At 37.9% G+C, this 16,193-nt stretch carries 12 protein-coding genes, 1 rRNA gene and 1 riboswitch; of the genes, 2 read left to right on the top strand and 11 right to left on the bottom strand.

Annotated features, from left to right (window positions below):
• Positions 1–295 precede the first annotated feature (295 nt).
• Positions 296–1,447 carry a PP2C family protein-serine/threonine phosphatase gene (locus tag ACQKKK_RS25600; protein WP_427619927.1) on the top strand — a complete coding sequence of 384 codons (1,152 nt, stop codon included), beginning with the start codon at positions 296–298 and terminating at the stop codon, positions 1,445–1,447.
• 49 nt (positions 1,448–1,496) lie between these two features.
• Here the strand turns inward: ACQKKK_RS25600 and ACQKKK_RS25595 are convergent, their stop codons facing one another.
• The 9 genes from ACQKKK_RS25595 to ACQKKK_RS25555 form a co-directional block, all read right to left on the bottom strand.
• A complete protein-coding gene (locus tag ACQKKK_RS25595; RefSeq protein ID WP_427619926.1) occupies positions 1,497–2,879 on the bottom strand; it encodes a UDP-N-acetylmuramoyl-tripeptide--D-alanyl-D-alanine ligase in 1,383 nt (460 codons plus the stop codon).
• A 165-nt stretch (positions 2,880–3,044) separates the two neighbouring features.
• Positions 3,045–4,127, bottom strand: a complete 1,083-nt coding sequence (locus tag ACQKKK_RS25590; protein ID WP_427619925.1) for a D-alanine--D-alanine ligase — start codon at positions 4,125–4,127, stop codon at positions 3,045–3,047.
• 256 nt (positions 4,128–4,383) lie between these two features.
• The gene (locus tag ACQKKK_RS25585; protein WP_427619924.1) at positions 4,384–5,166 is read right to left on the bottom strand and encodes a hypothetical protein; all 783 of its coding nucleotides are present in this window, start codon (positions 5,164–5,166) and stop codon (positions 4,384–4,386) included.
• 647 nt (positions 5,167–5,813) lie between these two features.
• Positions 5,814–7,073, bottom strand: a complete 1,260-nt coding sequence (locus ACQKKK_RS25580; RefSeq protein ID WP_427619923.1) for a cation:dicarboxylate symporter family transporter — start codon at positions 7,071–7,073, stop codon at positions 5,814–5,816.
• 172 nt (positions 7,074–7,245) lie between these two features.
• A riboswitch (cyclic di-AMP (ydaO/yuaA leader) is annotated at positions 7,246–7,395 on the bottom strand.
• Positions 7,396–7,596: 201 nt separating this feature from the next.
• The gene (locus ACQKKK_RS25575) at positions 7,597–8,859 is read right to left on the bottom strand and encodes an efflux RND transporter periplasmic adaptor subunit (protein ID WP_427619922.1); all 1,263 of its coding nucleotides are present in this window, start codon (positions 8,857–8,859) and stop codon (positions 7,597–7,599) included.
• 14 nt (positions 8,860–8,873) lie between these two features.
• Positions 8,874–9,536, bottom strand: coding sequence for a hypothetical protein (locus ACQKKK_RS25570; protein ID WP_427619921.1), 663 nt, complete (start codon positions 9,534–9,536; stop codon positions 8,874–8,876).
• 109 nt (positions 9,537–9,645) lie between these two features.
• Positions 9,646–10,011 carry a hypothetical protein gene (locus ACQKKK_RS25565; RefSeq protein WP_427619920.1) on the bottom strand — a complete coding sequence of 122 codons (366 nt, stop codon included), beginning with the start codon at positions 10,009–10,011 and terminating at the stop codon, positions 9,646–9,648.
• Between the two features lie 39 nt (positions 10,012–10,050).
• Complete coding sequence (locus tag ACQKKK_RS25560) at positions 10,051–10,239, bottom strand: diacylglycerol/lipid kinase family protein (RefSeq protein ID WP_427619942.1); 189 nt, start codon at positions 10,237–10,239, stop codon at positions 10,051–10,053.
• A 200-nt stretch (positions 10,240–10,439) separates the two neighbouring features.
• Positions 10,440–11,318, bottom strand: a complete 879-nt coding sequence (locus tag ACQKKK_RS25555; protein WP_427619919.1) for a TetR/AcrR family transcriptional regulator — start codon at positions 11,316–11,318, stop codon at positions 10,440–10,442.
• Between the two features lie 189 nt (positions 11,319–11,507).
• Between ACQKKK_RS25555 and ACQKKK_RS25550 the strand changes: the two genes are divergently transcribed.
• Entirely contained in the window at positions 11,508–14,636 is a 3,129-nt protein-coding gene (locus tag ACQKKK_RS25550; RefSeq protein ID WP_427619918.1) for an efflux RND transporter permease subunit, read from the top strand.
• Between the two features lie 327 nt (positions 14,637–14,963).
• Here the strand turns inward: ACQKKK_RS25550 and ACQKKK_RS25545 are convergent, their stop codons facing one another.
• Positions 14,964–15,803 carry a tyrosine-type recombinase/integrase gene (locus ACQKKK_RS25545; RefSeq protein ID WP_427619917.1) on the bottom strand — a complete coding sequence of 280 codons (840 nt, stop codon included), beginning with the start codon at positions 15,801–15,803 and terminating at the stop codon, positions 14,964–14,966.
• A gap of 302 nt (positions 15,804–16,105) precedes the next feature.
• Positions 16,106–16,193, bottom strand: a 5S ribosomal RNA gene (rrf, locus tag ACQKKK_RS25540); the annotation flags it as partial.

Below are 16,193 nucleotides of genomic sequence, written 5' to 3'. Positions count from 1 at the left end.
TACAGTCGGAAATATTAAATGATTTTACAAAACGAACATCTGTTTAAATACATGATATGTGTTTCATTCAAATAGTTTCAACAATCCTTATTCAGGAACGATTAGTTCGAATAAAAATGGCCACTTTACACGGTTACTCCTATGGAAAAAGAAAGGACTCACTAACAACCCTCACACATTTCCAGGTATATATTACCATTAAATTTTGAAATTTCCATTAATTCTTTCAAAAATGATAGTAAATAAGTCTAAATACAGTATGATTGACCTATCAATAAAACAATGGGGGGGTTATATGAATATATACACAATAGATATTCCTTTATGTAAGGATCTTGGTCTGATGTTAAAGACAATGAACAAGAAAGTCACCTTTTTGGAGGATCCACTCAATCAAAGTCATCTATTCCAGGAATCAACGGACTTAATGAAATCATTATTTATTTTACCTTTATACATATCAAAAGATTCTTGGCAGCAAACCTCGTTGTTCGCCTTAGCTGAAACTTATGAAATCCCTATCTTATTTATTTACAAACGTGCTTCAGGTATGGAGACCCCTCTGGCGTTACCAGAAAGGACCTTTTATGAAACCATGGCGGTCCCTGCCGAATCAGTAGAAGTCAGGATTAAATTAAAGTCACTCCAAAACATCAGCATGCAGCTGTTTTCGGCGAAAATGAAGGGGCAGGAGCTAGAAAAGATCAACCAGAAATCAGCAATGAGCCTGCGAATTGCAAAGGGCTTTCAACTTTCAGGTTTACCTTTGTCTATCAATAAAGAAGATATAGAGGTCAAAGGGCTTTCCCAGCCTTCTAGTGAACTGTCAGGGGATCTATTTTACTGGACGGAGGTTGACGACAGGACATACAGCTTCATAATGATTGACTTATGCGGAAAGGGCATTCATACGGCACTCATAAACATGTCCATACGCACATTGATGCCTGAGCTTATCAAACGTGTAAAAGACCCCATTTTCATAACGGAGGAACTGAACAAGCATATGCGGTATCTATTGCAAGGAGTGAAAAGGGAATATAAAGACCATGCTTGTTTTACAGCCTTCATTGCATACGTGGATACAAAGGAGCGACGCGTCGAATATGTGAATTCCGGACTTCCTTCAGCCTTTTTGTATTCCCCATGCACCAATCAATTCCTCAATTTGAATGAAGGGACTATACCCATAGGGCTAAGTCCTGAAATGCCCATAAAAAAAATAGTATTTCATTATGAACCAGGAAGCCGTTTCATCATCTATACAGATGGACTTTCTAAAACGCCCGTATCATCCGCAATCGACCGATCTGGCAATATCGAGAGGGAATTCATCGAAAATGTCCATCTTGATACACATGACCTTCTTCAGGAGCTACTGGTTTCAAGGATGAGGCATTCAGTGATTAACGATGATATTTGCATTATTTCCGGGACACTTTTTTAAGTACGATAAAAAAGGCCGATTCAATAAGAAACGGCCTTTTCTACTCTTTTTATTTTTGTAAGGCTTGAACGACTTCCTCCAGCTTCATGCCCCTAGAAGCCTTAACGAGAATGATATCATTTACCTGTGTAGACGACTTAAGTTCCTCTATAAGCTTCTGCTTATCTTGAAAAGGACGAACATTCTCAGATGAAAAAGCCTTGCTCGCTCCCTTCGCAATAAACTCTGCTAAAGGACCATATGTGAAGATCTTATCGATCCGCTCATTAGAAATCAATTCACCAATTTTCAAATGAAAGTCTTTTTCCTTTGGCCCTAACTCCAACATGTCTCCCAGTACAAGGATCTTTTTCTCGAAACCAGATAATCCCTCAATCAACTCTACAGCTGCCTTAACTGAAGTTGGACTGGCATTATACGCATCATTGATGATTTTCTGCCCTTTTGCACCCTGGACCAATTCCATCCTCATATTAGTTAACTGAATGGTAGACAGACCTTTTTGGATCGCTGAATCATCTACATGGAATTCTTTAGCAACCAAGATGGCTGCCAATGCATTAAGAACATTATGATGGCCTAAAACCGGTATCTCATAATTGATTTCCTTTCCACCACATGCGATTGTAAACGTTGTACTGTCTGCCCCTTGGTAAATGGTCTGTGGAAATAAATCATTTTGTTCCGTACGTCCAAAAGAAATTACGTTTAAATCAGGAAAATCTTTATTGATCCGATCACGAAGCAATGGCTCATCACCATGATATATCAGCGTTCCACCCTTTGCCAAACCTTCGACAATTTCCAATTTCGCATTCGCAATTTCCTCGCGTGATCCTAAATCCAATAAGTGTGATTCACCGATATTGGTAATGATCGCTACATCAGGCTTTGCCATTTTGGATAAAAACTCAATTTCGCCACGGCTGCTCATTCCCATTTCCAAAACAGCCGCTTCAGTATCCTCTTCCATCGAAAGCACCGTTAGTGGTAAACCTAGATGATTATTGAAATTTCCATTGGTTTTATGAACTTTATAGGTAGTAGCCAGCAGCGTAGCCGTCATATCTTTCGTAGTCGTTTTACCGTTACTGCCTGTAATCCCGACGACTTTTATATCCAACTGCTGTCGGTAAGAACGCGCTAATTGCTGAAGTGCTTTTTCGGTATTTTCAACAATGATTATCGGTAAATCATTTGGAGGATTCGGAACATCCCTTTGCCAAAAAGAAGCAGCCGCCCCTTGCGCTAAAGCTTGCTTGACATATTGATGACCGTCAACCTGCCCACCCTTAAGCGGAATGAACAAACACCCTTCCTTAACCGTTCTTGAATCAATGGTAACCCCATTTATTCCTTTGGACTGGAATGGACTGATATCATTTAATCCCTCTGCCATTTCATGTACTTGTTTTAACGTTCTCTTTATCATTTTGTTCCTCCTACATTCATCGAACCGTTAATCGCTCTCTCCCTCTTCTTCCATTAACCAAATGAAGCAGAAACCAGTATAAATTCGCACCGGCTCCTGCTGATTGTAATCCATCAGATCAATTTTTGAAGAATTGTGAAGTTCACCTACACATTACCTGCGTGATCAAACTGTATATTTGATTTGTTGTTTTTCTTGATGACGTTCCAAAGCAAGTTTCACGAGTTTTTCAATTAACGTCGGATAGTCGACACCTGTGTGCTTCCATAATAGCGGAAACATACTGAAAGGAGTGAACCCGGGCATTGTATTCACTTCATTAATATAGATTTGGCCCTCTTCAGTTAAGAAGAAATCAGCTCGAACCAATCCAGAGCAATCCAATGACTTAAAGGCCGTAATGGCCATTTCGGATAAAGCTGCGTACTCGCTTTCCTTTATCTCAGCTGGGATGACCATCGCTGAATTACCATCAACATATTTTGCTGAATAATCATAGAAGGAGAAATCTTTCTTAGGGATGATTTCTCCTGCCACTGAACAAGATGGCTCATCATTTCCAAGAATGCCAAACTCAAGTTCACGAGCTACGACCCCTTCTTCAATGATAATCTTCCGATCGAATTGAAAAGCTTCCGCAACCGCTTTTTCCAATTCATCTGCATCATCACATTTGCTTATACCGACACTCGAACCTAAATTAGCTGGTTTGACAAAACAAGGGTACCCCAATTCATCAGCTACCTTTTTGATGGCACTTTCAGTATTTTTTTCCCATTCAGAACGAATGAACCAAGTGTATTTAACTTGAGGAAGCCCCGCCTGGGCAAAAATGTTTTTCATGATAACCTTATCCATTCCAGCTGATGAAGCTAAAACGCCATTGCCTACATAAGGAAGGTTCAATAGTTCCAACATGCCTTGTACGGTTCCATCTTCTCCATTTGGTCCGTGAAGCAATGGGAAAATTACGTCATACCCTGTTGATTCACTATTTTCATCAGTTGAATGTGCTTGCAACGCAAGTGGTGAGCTCGATTTTTCAGGTGAAAAAGTCAAAGCCTCTACACTCTCAGCAGGTCCCGTTAACTTCGGTCCATTAATCCATGAACCCTCTTTTGTTATGTAAATCGGATATATATCAAACTTTGCTAAATCGAGAGCCTTAATCACCGCTAAAGCCGTCTGCATAGAAACCTCATGCTCCGCAGATTTTCCACCATAAAGCAAACCAAGTTTAGTTTTCATGAGTTATTACCCTCCAATATTCTTTTAACCATGTTCATTGTATCATTTTACACTAAAACGGGAAAAGCGAAACTTCCATCATTGGTACCTTTCCAATCATTACCATTACCTACTCTTTTCCAATAGGCCAAAGCCACAACTCCTTGTCTCCTGTGTGTCGTCCTCTCATATCTTTTATGCATGAGATAGTAAGTCTTACACCTAAAAAAATCAAAGATATCAAATAATCCAATCCACGCATCCGGAAGTTGGAATATCAGGATAATGATTCATTTTTTAAAACGCTTTCCCACACTTTTTCTTTTCGATTGAAGATGATAAAGACATCCGGCTCCTTAATATTTCTATCCGAAAAGTCATCATGCATCTCATCCATGTTTAAATAATCCCCTACCACCCATGCCGGTATCTCAATCTTCGTTCTTGAGTACTTGACATGCCGAAAGGAAAAAGTGAGCCCCTCTGCCATAATATGAGCCAAAGAAGAAATGATTTCTGCAGGAATGGCCGTCAGCTCTTTTTTCTTTCTGATTCCAAGCCACGTCCTCTCCACTTTTAAAGGCTCCAGCTTTAGCGGAATCAGGCTCCCTAACATCATATAATATGTAGAAAGGGAACGAAAATAAATTTTGTTGAACCAGCCATCATCCTGGGCAAGGTACACAAATTGATTATTCAATTTACGGAAAAATGGAGGGTCCAGATGGGTTTTTGCATGCCCTAAATATAAAAGTTCAGCTAATTCCCTTCCATCCAATTCATCCAGCCCTTCCTCTTCTTCAAAATCGATCCAACAGAAATCTCCATATGCCCGGACATTTTCTTTAACGAGCTTTGCTATATCCTCAGATGAAGCGCTATCAAGCAGGACATTCAAATTGTATTCCCCACCATCAAATTGATGTTTCAATAATAAGATGGAATCCAAGGTATATGGCAAAGAATAGACAAATTCGCGAAAATTGAGTCCATTAAAAATGACAAACCGTTCGGAAGCCTGCATATGCATATATAAGATATCATTGTTATCATTCTTCATAACCTGATCCCCTCCGAGCTCTCAATCAATAATGTTATTTTATCAAACTTTTGGGTATTCAAGTAAGTTATATAACCCGGAATATTATTCATCATCTGAATCGTGTAAATAATGTGAATACCTGAACTCTATAATTACCTATAAGGTTAAGGAACGAACACGACAATTTTTAATAATAGTGAAAAACAAAGAGTTGGAGGAATTGACGACGGATAAAATTGAAAAGGTTTTATCATTAATTCTTTTCATGAGGCAACTTGTGGCAATCAGAATTAGAAAAAAACTTATTTCAGGATGATACGATCCTTGATATCGGATGTGGAGCAAACTGCCTTCGCATTGTATAAAAAAGGACTTCAAAGTGGAGCGTGATTAGATTTAACTACTGCCATGATTCAAGAAAAAATATCGCAAGAATATAACCTGGATATCCCCTTTATCCTTGGCAATGCAACGAACCTTTCTTTCAATAAACCACAAACAGGGTTTTCAGTCATCGAGAGCTTTTACCGAAGTGAATTATTCCATGAAAGCGATGATGTCAACGCTTTCTCTTCGGATTGCAGCTGCTGGATCGTTCAAAAATAAGGATACATTTTTCAAACACAAAAAAATCCAGAGTGATATATCACTCTGGATTTTTTGTATTAAGATACTTGTTCTAATTCTTTATCGGAAGGAGGGTTGAATTGACCTTCCCATTTAGAGATGACGATTGCTGCAAGTGAATTACCGATAACGTTTACTACTGTACGTCCCATATCAAGAATACGGTCGATACCGGCAATAAATGCCAAACCTTCAATAGGAATACCAACTGTTCCTAATGTCGCTAAAAGAACTACGAAGGATACCCCTGGTACACCCGCAATACCCTTAGACGTGATCATTAACACTAGCATTAGCGTAATTTGCTCATAAGCACTTAAATCGATTCCGTACATTTGAGCGATGAAGATAGCTGCCAACGCTTGGTATAATGTTGAACCATCAAGGTTAAAAGAGTATCCAGTCGGAATAACAAATGTAGCTATATGTTTCGGACATCCCGCTTTTTCCATTTTTTCCATAAGTTTCGGAAGAACCGCTTCTGAACTCGCTGTAGAGAACGCAAGTATCAATTCTTCTTTTAGAAGTTTAATCAATGTAAAGATATTGAATCCTACAAATTTTGCGATAAGACCCAGAACGACAATTACAAAGAAAATCATTGTTCCGTATACAGAAAGCGCTAACTTTCCTAACGGAATTAAAGATTCCAAACCGAACTTGGAGATGGTCACACCGATTAGGGCAAATACTCCAATAGGAGCAAATTTCATGATCATATTAGTTAGGTAGAACATTCCTTCTGCTGTACCTTGGAAGAAACGGAATACTGGTTTACCTTTTTCACCGATAGCGGCAATACTAAGTCCAAATAATACGGAGAAGAAAATGATCGCTAACATATCGCCTTGTACCATAGCTTGAACTGGATTGGATGGTACAATGTGAACGAGTGTATCTACAAACGATTCATGCTGCTTAGTTTCTGCTGTATCAACATAAGAGGAGATATCAGTCTGTTCCAGCTTATTCATATTTACACCAGCACCAGGCTGGATGATATTAGCGGAAATTAAACCAACAGCAATCGCAATCATAGTTACCACCACAAAGTATGATAGTGATTTAGCTCCTAGTTTACCTACCGCTTTTAAATCACCTACACCCGCAACTGCAACGATAAGGCTCGATACAATGATTGGTACAACAATCATTTTAATCATTCGTAGGAAAATGTCTCCGAATGGCTGTAAAAAGCTTTGGGCCGTCTCATTACCATAAAAAATGGCACCAACGATAATCCCTAGAATTAAACCAATGAAAATTTGGCTTGCTAAACTTAATTTGAACTTCTTCATATACTTTCCTCACCTTCCATAAAGTCTTTGATGCAAAAACATTTTGTCTCGGTAAGGGAAACAAGATACTAATAGAAAGAAAGTAATTTTTCTTTTTTTGAAAAACTCTGTCTTTACGCCGAAAAAAAAGACACTTCATGTGTCGATTTCTTATTGGCGTGAATATTCACACATGTTCCCTTAAAGACGCTGACGAGGTTAGCTGTCGGGTTAGGAATTGGAAACACAAATTGCCCTTTCATTTCTGAATTCACCCCTAGTGGATTAAAATCCACAAAATTGGGTCCCCCGTTCTTGGAATAAGATTAAGCGAGTTAACTTATAATAAAATATTATACTAAAAAGGTTAATCTGTAAATAATTATTCTCGTCCATTTTAGAAAAAATCTTTAAACATGTCTGAATATTCTGTATTCGTGACGATTGTACCTATTATTACACTTCCCGATTTTTACTCATTTAAGCTATATGGATATATAAATAATAACTAATTTGACATCCCCTTTCTTTAAGAAAGAAGCAGTTATTTTTCCAAAATGCCAAGTAATAGATACCTTACTTTTTCCCTAGAGGTGAATTTTTTATAAGTTTTAGTTTTCACTTTTTCAAATTGAATTGGAGTAATAAAATAGGAATGGTTCTTCACTACCCTATTCGGTTCTAGCAGGATGACATCACCTACCGACGGTCCCTTTATGAGTTCTTGCTTACCTTCTGCTTTAAGCCCTTTTGTAATGTAGTGTTTATCGACATAGCCTTTTTTAGTCAATTTGTAGACATACGGATTTTTTTGGTAATGTACTGCCTCTATGGGAATGGAGGGTACACCGGCTTTCTCATTGGTTATTACAGTAAGGTTGACTTTAGATCCCACCAACAAAGATTCGGTTTCTTCACCCTCCGGTTCAATTAAAGCCTGAAATGGAAATCTGTTATCCTTTTTTAGTGAAGGCTCTTCTGCTGGATAGGAATTGATACGGCCTATCGTTCCTTTCAATGCCTTTTTTAAATCAGAGGAACTTGCTTTTATAGTCATGCCCACTTCAGCCTTTTTCATCTCTTCTTCAGAGAAATCACCTTCAATTCCCATGTTTGTTGAAACGATGGATATAATCGGGTTATTCAGGTTTTTATTGATATTTTTAACTACACCATCAGCTTCACTCGTCGTCACAATCGCTCTAGCCTTCTCCTCAATTGAATTTAATTTAGCATCAAGCATTTTTACTTTTTCATTCAAACTGTTTTTTTCGAGTTCTTGCTTGTACATTTCTTGCTCAATGTTACTTTTAATAAGATCTGAAGAGCTTGTGGTTATATTAATATTCAAGTTTTTTTTCACAGATTCATCAATGACCGCTTTATCAGGCTCACGGTTAAGGGTCCCTTGAGAAACCCTTAACTTCCTAATATATTCGTCAATCCCTATAATTTCTCCCTCTGCAGCAGTTTTCTCCGCTTCCAAATTCGCTTTAAGCGCATCAAGTTCGGTTGTCGTATACTCAAACAACGAGGAGCCAGCCGTTACCGAATCTCCTTCTTTTACAAGGAATTTCTTAAAATCATTTTTCTTGGTTTCAAAATAGATATCATACTCTTCTACAGGCTTAATTACCCCATTTGTTTGAAAAGTATCCGTAATTGTATCTTTTTTTACCATTGACCAGTTTTCCACGAAAACAGTTCGTTCCACTTTGCTTCCTTTTTTTTCAATTAGGTATATGTTGACGGTTATTAACACAATCGATGCAATAGAGACCGCCGCCACTTTCCATTTCCCGCTCATTCTTTTCACCCGCCTTATACAAATACGCCCACTTGGATGTATGCTAAAAAGGCTTTAACAAACCACGTGGCCAGATAGAATAGAACAATCATTACAAGGACCAAATAATTATTTCGTTGTGAAAACTCCTTTAAATAGAAATATTGCAGGGCAATAATAAGAAATTGAAAAATGGTGATTTCGCTGGAAAAGTGAATAAAGTAATCACTTCTGAGAAAATACTGACCGATGACTCCCAATGAGAAAGGATTAGAATCGTTGCCTATATCCATTAATACAAATAGAGGAATCAGTAACGTTTTTTCCAATAATTGCAACCCAAAAATGATCATTTGAACGATAACTAATTTTATGTATGGGATATCTGTAACGATCCAAAAGAATAGGGCTGATAAAAATATGTATATGGATGGGTAGATTAGGCTTGCTATTATATTGCCGCCCAATATCAGAAACTTTCCTGTTTCAAATTCATTAACACTCATCTTCGTGATTTCTTTGGAAAATGATTCAGAACCAATGCCAAAATATCCACCAATAGCAAATACTATAATACTAAGAAAATATAAAAATAGTAATTTCCATCCAAGCCGTGTGACTGCCTCTGCATTTTGCAGCTGATAACGACTCCGATGAGGTTCTATAATGCCCTTTAACAATCTGACCTGGTACACCATATGTGTTCCTCCTGCAAAAAATGATATATCATCCTATATTTTATCTTATTTTGGAAACAATTGCAGAAATAAGGAATGAATGAAACAAAAAAAACACATAACCTTACCCTTAATATTTAATCCTCCTCACCAATTTGGAGTTAATACATATGGCCAAGGACTCTAATTCGAGTAGGCGTTTGGCTATAGTTCTTTCAATCCGTGAACGTTTCATCGCCATTTTTTCTAAAAATGCACCAAAGCTTGCGTTTTCCAAGATGGCAACGCCAAAGACCCCATCGTCTGGACTAACCATGGGAAAGGGCAATAAATTAGTACCGATAAAACATCCATTCAAGACCAAAATCATGATTCCTTCCCCTTCAATGAAATTCCCGTCATATTCTAGTTTATAGGAAAAGGGTGCATTATCACCAATCGTCCTTACCGCACTTAATAAATATCCTATCTTTCCGAACCTGGTTTTTTCCTGCACATCAATATTACTTGATGTATCAGAAATAAGCCCAATTCCTCAAAAATTGGTAAAATAGTCATTATTGGCCTGACCGATATCAATTGAACGAACTTTTCCATTTACTATTGCTTCCGCAGCCTGACGAACATTTTGAGGAATATTTAATGTTCTGGAGAAGTCATTGCAAGTACCTCCAGGTAAAATCCCAAACAACGGCCGCTTCCCAAGGGGTGAAAGGCCATTTATTATAAATCAGCATTCCCTTTTTCCACCTCATGATTCTTACCCCATACTAATGAAAGAAATTTCCTATCCTACTACTCATACTTTTTCCTAACCACCAGATGTTGAAACTCATTCATAATTCAAATATAGGAAAGTTCAAATGGCTTTAAACTCTAAGATATCAATAAAAAAGAGGCTATACGCCCCTTTCAGTAATGCCTTCACATATTCGCCAAATAATCCTTCATCGTTAAGACAAGCTTTGAACACAAAGGACCTCGTTTTTCATTTTTCTCCAAAAACAACAAAAGACTTTCCAAGATAATGGGACTTGGCCTAACTTTTGAAAACTCTTCTTGAATTGCCTTTAAAGCTTCCCTATTTTTACTTATTTCCATTCCCTCTTCTTTACTTGTTTCCACTTCCAACATTCTGCTGATGATCGAATGGATTTCCTCTTTTGGGCTCAAATCCCGTAGTGAGCATTCTGGTAAAGGAAATTGTTTCAGTAATGGATCTTCCATGGCCTCCAGGCTGGAGATAATCGAATCCATCCGGTTCAAGATAAAGTTAGGTAACAATTCCACTTCGAATGCATTTTTTTTCCTGATTAAAATTCCGATATATCCCTTGAAAAGTGAATCTAATATGATTGTGCAATCCGGCAGAAGGTCAGCCGAAAGTTCCGGGTATATTTCAATGATTTTACGCTTGAACCAAATCAAGCCCTCTTCATGGATATAATGTAAAAACTGATCAAGTTCTTTGCTGATATGGACCATTTGTTCTTGCATCAGCATTTTTATTAAGTTTGTATTTCCCGTCATATGCTCAATGTGAACAGTGATTTGCCTCAAAAATTTGTCTTTACTAGACAATGAAGCGTCCAACTCAAAATCAAGTAATGAGTCCGTCAACGCTTCATAATAATATTTAAAAATGGAGACGAGTAACTCTTCCTTCGATTTAAAATAATTATAAAAAGATCCCTTTGCTATCCCACATTTTTCAGCAATTTCCTGAACGGAAGTGGCATGATAACCTTTTTCCGCGAAAAGTTCTACAGACTTGTCTATGATCATTTTATGTTTTTCATTCATCAAATTCATCCTATCTCTTAAAATCGTCCGTTTATGACCAATGGGTCACATCTTCCAAATTGTATCCCAAAACCCTTGGAATCACAATGATAAAACTAACAGATATTATCTGTTGCAATCATAATCTATATACTATATATTTGAGTCTATGACCGACTAGTCACAATTTTAAGTATGGAGGGTACAAGTTTGAATTCAATAATTAAATTTTCTTTAAAGAATAAATTGGCAATCTGGTTGCTTACGATCATCATCGTTGCAGCGGGTTTATACTCCGGTTTAAACATGAAGCAAGAAACCATTCCAAACATCTCGACTCCATTAATAAGCATCTCCACTGTATATCCAGGAGCTGCACCTGAAGAAGTAGCAGATAAACTCACAAACCCGATTGAACAGAAAGTCACAAATTTATCAGGAGTTGAATTAGTCAGTTCATCTTCAATGGCAAATGTTTCTTCCATCCAATTACAATATGACTATGATACGGATATGGATGACGCTGTAAAAGCAGTGAAAGAAGCATTAGAGAAATTAGAACTGCCTGAGGGAGTGGATGACCCAAGCGTATCTAAATTAGAATTAAACGCTTTTCCTGTCGTCGCACTCAGTGTAACAGATAAGGATTCGGATTTACCAGCCCTTACAAAAAATGTCGAAGAGGTGTTAGTGCCTAAACTTGAAGGAATTGACGGCGTAACTTCCGTATCAATTTCCGGACAACAAGTGAATGAAGGGAGCCTTGTATTCGATCCAGAAAAAATGGCTCAATACGGGCTCGATGAAGAGACCGTAAAGAAGGTTATCCAGGCCGCAAACATCAACATGCCACTTGGCATATATAACTTTGATGATAAAGAAAAAACGATCGTTGTGGATGGAAACATTTCCACATTAAAAGACCTGAAAAATATAAAGATACCTTTAACGGCTGGTTCTAACACTGGAACGCCAGGGCAAACCATACCCGAAACCAATCAATTATCCCCTGAAATGGCATCGGGCACTGCCCAATTACAAAATGTCAAATTATCAGATATTGCCGATGTTAAAGTCACCGGTAAGGCTGAGTCGATTTCAAGAACAAACGGAAGCGAATCGATTGGAATCCAGGTTACAAGATCACCTGATGCCGATACAGTTGCAATCGTAGACGAAGTAAATGAAGTAGTATCGAATTTCAAAGAAGAATTTAAAGGCGTAAGCGCAAATACTACGCTAGATCAAGCCAAGCCAATTAAAGATTCTGTTGAAACCATGATAAGTAAGGCAATTTTCGGCTGTCTGTTTGCAGTCATTGTTATCATGCTTTTCCTAAGGAACTTTAAAACGACTTTAATTTCTGTCATTTCGATTCCACTATCATTGTTAGCAGCCGTGTTGGTGCTCAAACAATTGGACATCTCTTTAAATGTTATGACACTAGGAGCCATGACAGTTGCGATTGGCCGAGTCGTCGATGACTCCATCGTCGTAATTGAAAATATCTACAGAAGAATGGCTTTAAAAGGCGAACAATTAAAAGGCGGCGAATTAATTCGCTCAGCCACAAAGGAAATGTTCATCCCTATTCTGTCATCGACAATCGTAACTATCGCTGTATACTTGCCGTTAGCAAGCGTTACAGGGGCTGTAGGGGAACTATTCATGCCATTCGCCTTAACAATGGTGTTTGCATTAGTCGCTTCATTAATAATAGCCATCACTCTTGTTCCGGCCATGGCAGACTCTCTATTTAAAAATGGACTATCTAAAAAGGAATTAAAATCACATGAAGAAAAACCAAGCAAACTATCTGGATTCTACCGAAAAGCACTGAATTGGTCATTAAACCATAAGTTAATCACTTTCGGTACAGCCATTGTATTATTAGTCGGTAGCTTATTCCTAATTCCAAGCATCGGTGTCAGCTTCATGCCTGCAGATGAAGAAAAAACGATTATCGTTACTTACACCCCAGCACCTGGCGAATTAAAAGAGGATATTGAAAAGCAAACAGAAAAAGTAGAAAAATACTTCATGGATAAAAATGATGTGGAGACCGTTCAATACACACTAGGGGAAAACATGATGAGCGGCATGATGGGCGGCTCGGGTAACTCGGCTCTCTTCTATGTACTTTATGATGATGACACTGAAAACTTCGGGGACAAAAAAGAAAAGGTCATAAAGGATTTAACCAGCCTTGATTCACCTGGAACATGGAAACAACAAGAATTCACTCCAACATCAAGCAATGAAACGACGCTTTATGTATATGGAAATTCACAAAAAGACATTGAACCTGTAATCAATGATATTCAAAACATCATGAAGAAAAATAAAGATCTAAAAGATGTTGATTCTAGTCTTTCCGATGCATATGAGCAATATACACTAGTGGCAGATCAGAAAAAGCTTAGTGATCTTGGACTAACAGCTGCACAAGTTGGTATGTCCATTGCTAATTCCAACAAAGATGATGCTTTAACTACCATTAAGAAAGATGGAGAAGAAGTCAAAGTATATGTCGAGACAGAAAAAACTACATTTAAAGATAAAAAAGATCTTGAGAATACGAAAATCACTTCTCCAATGGGAATGGAAATACCATTAAAAGAACTTGTGAAAATCGAAGAAGGTAAGGCGTCCGATACAATAAGCCGTCGCGATGGAAAAATTTATGCCGACGTTTCTGCAACAATCAAATCGGATGATGTAGCAGCAGTAACGTCTGAGGTACAAAAGGAAGTTGAAAAATTAGACCTTCCTGCAAGTGTCACTGTTGACTATGGTGGAGTAACGGCAGATATCCAAGAGTCGTTCACTCAACTTGGAATCGCTATGTTAGCAGCCATTGCTATCGTTTACTTTGTCCTTGTCGTTACTTTCCATGGTGGCTTAGCACCAATCGCCATTCTATTCTCCTTACCATTCACGGTAATCGGGGCATTGGCAGGGCTATTCGTTGCAGGTGAGACGATCAGCGTTTCGGCAATGATGGGTGTCCTGATGCTTATTGGTATCGTCGTAACCAATGCCATTGTATTAGTGGACCGTGTTATCAAAAATGAAGAATCAGGTTTATCTATTCGGGAAGCTTTACTCGAAGCAGGATCCACCCGTTTACGTCCAATCCTGATGACTGCCCTTGCTACAATAGGCGCCTTAATACCTCTGGCAATCGGTGCAGAAGGCAGTGGATTAATATCACAAGGTTTGGGAATTACCGTTATCGGCGGACTAGTGAGTTCTACATTGCTTACACTTGTCATAGTACCGGTAGTATATGAAGTTATAATGAAAATAGGTAAAAAGAAGAAAAAAACAGTTAAATAATAAAGAAAAGAAAGAGGGAATCCCTAATTAAGGGGATTCCCTCTTTCTTTTCTGATTCAACAATAATACTTTTGAATTTTTCTACTCCGCCTTCATTTTCATAATGTTATTAATAAATACAACTTCATTTCGTCCTTAACAGCTTCCTGAGTCCTCTAGACAAGGCCTTTATGACTTGATTCCTTCCTTTTTAACCCTACCCCCGCCACGCGTGATATAAGTGCCCTATTCGTCGTCATTTCCAAGGAAATTCGTTTGTTTTTAAAACCGATTTTTATGTAAACAAAAAAAGGAAAGAACCTCGCCTTCCTTTTTGATTTCTATATATTAGTGTTTGGTGAAAGTTTGATCTATCGCATTTTCCAAATCCAACGATTTTTCTTTTAAATAACGCTTGGTCACATTTAAATCTTTATGACCGGCTAGCTTGGATATCGTTTGTATAGCTATTCCATTATCCACTAACCTTTGGCAAAAGGTATGGCGCAATTTATGTGGATGTACATTGTATTTTTTTAATATATATTGAACTGACCTCGGAGTGATCCTTTGATTATAACTTGAGATGAATAAGGGATCTGCTTTTTCTTTTAAAGAATGAAGATAATTTTTTACATGTTGTATAGCCGATAGTGTAAGGGGAACGGTTCTATCAATTTCACCTTTTGCGTTCCTGACAAGTATATAATTTCGCTCTGTTTCCATGATGATGTCCTGACCATTTAAGTCACATAATTCAGAAACGCGAATTCCAGTATGCAACAAAAGGTAGACGATGGCAATGTTCCTAAGGTTTCCTTCTGCTTCTATATCTCTTAACAGGATTTGCTGCTCTTTTATGCTTAAAGTTTCAGGCACTTCTAGCTTGTGCTCTTTAACCTTGCGTTCCACGGAAAGCATTACTTGTGGCTTGCCTAAAAATTTAAAGAATACATTTAGAGCGATATAGTGTTTTTCGATTGTCCCTGGACTTTTCTTGCAATTTTCTAAATAATCAAGATAATCCTGAACATCTTCAGAATGAATCTCCATCAATATCTTTTGTGTCTGGTCACAAAACTGTGAAAGGACACCAGTATACGTTTTGATTGTATTAGCTGATTTGCCTTGGTCTCTCAACCATTCAGCAAACGAAAAAATCATTTCATCTTTAGCAGAGGTATCCATCGGCTATTCCCCCAATGACAGTTTCAGAACTACGTTAAGTTTAACATATTTCCCTACAGAAACGAAGAATTCTGTCCCTATGTCTTAAACAGACATGGATTATACAGATAGAAGCAGAAATTATTTGCTTATTTATCACTAGATGCATTTATAGTTTGTCCTTGTATATATACTTTCCTATACTGAATATAACTTTCTTTATTATCTTTTTTAGTCTCTACCTTTTAACAGGTTTAAACAATTAGAGACATAAGCAATAACAACTGTAAAAAAGACCAGCCGGATGGCTGATCTCGTAAATGGCTTGGCGGCGTCCTACTCTCACAGGGGGAAACCCCCAACTACCATCGGCGCTGAAGAGCTTAACTGCCGTGTTCGGAATGGGAACGG

Source organism: Peribacillus sp. NPDC006672 (genome assembly GCF_050274955.1).
In the GTDB taxonomy this organism is placed as follows: domain Bacteria; phylum Bacillota; class Bacilli; order Bacillales; family DSM-1321; genus Peribacillus.
Note: the sequence above shows the minus strand (reverse complement) of the source record. Positions and strands in the feature narration are given on the sequence as shown.

What these genes read in the sequence shown, in the direction of transcription:
- ACQKKK_RS25600 (WP_427619927.1), top strand. Translation starts at nt 296, where the DNA reads ATGAATATATACACAATAGATATTCCTTTATGTAAGGATCTTGGTCTG.
- ACQKKK_RS25595 (WP_427619926.1), bottom strand. Translation starts at nt 2,879, where the DNA reads ATGATAAAGAGAACGTTAAAACAAGTACATGAAATGGCAGAGGGATTA.
- ACQKKK_RS25590 (WP_427619925.1), bottom strand. Translation starts at nt 4,127, where the DNA reads ATGAAAACTAAACTTGGTTTGCTTTATGGTGGAAAATCTGCGGAGCAT.
- ACQKKK_RS25585 (WP_427619924.1), bottom strand. Translation starts at nt 5,166, where the DNA reads ATGAAGAATGATAACAATGATATCTTATATATGCATATGCAGGCTTCC.
- ACQKKK_RS25580 (WP_427619923.1), bottom strand. Translation starts at nt 7,073, where the DNA reads ATGAAGAAGTTCAAATTAAGTTTAGCAAGCCAAATTTTCATTGGTTTA.
- ACQKKK_RS25575 (WP_427619922.1), bottom strand. Translation starts at nt 8,859, where the DNA reads ATGAGCGGGAAATGGAAAGTGGCGGCGGTCTCTATTGCATCGATTGTG.
- ACQKKK_RS25570 (WP_427619921.1), bottom strand. Translation starts at nt 9,536, where the DNA reads ATGGTGTACCAGGTCAGATTGTTAAAGGGCATTATAGAACCTCATCGG.
- ACQKKK_RS25555 (WP_427619919.1), bottom strand. Translation starts at nt 11,318, where the DNA reads ATGAATGAAAAACATAAAATGATCATAGACAAGTCTGTAGAACTTTTC.
- ACQKKK_RS25545 (WP_427619917.1), bottom strand. Translation starts at nt 15,803, where the DNA reads ATGGATACCTCTGCTAAAGATGAAATGATTTTTTCGTTTGCTGAATGG.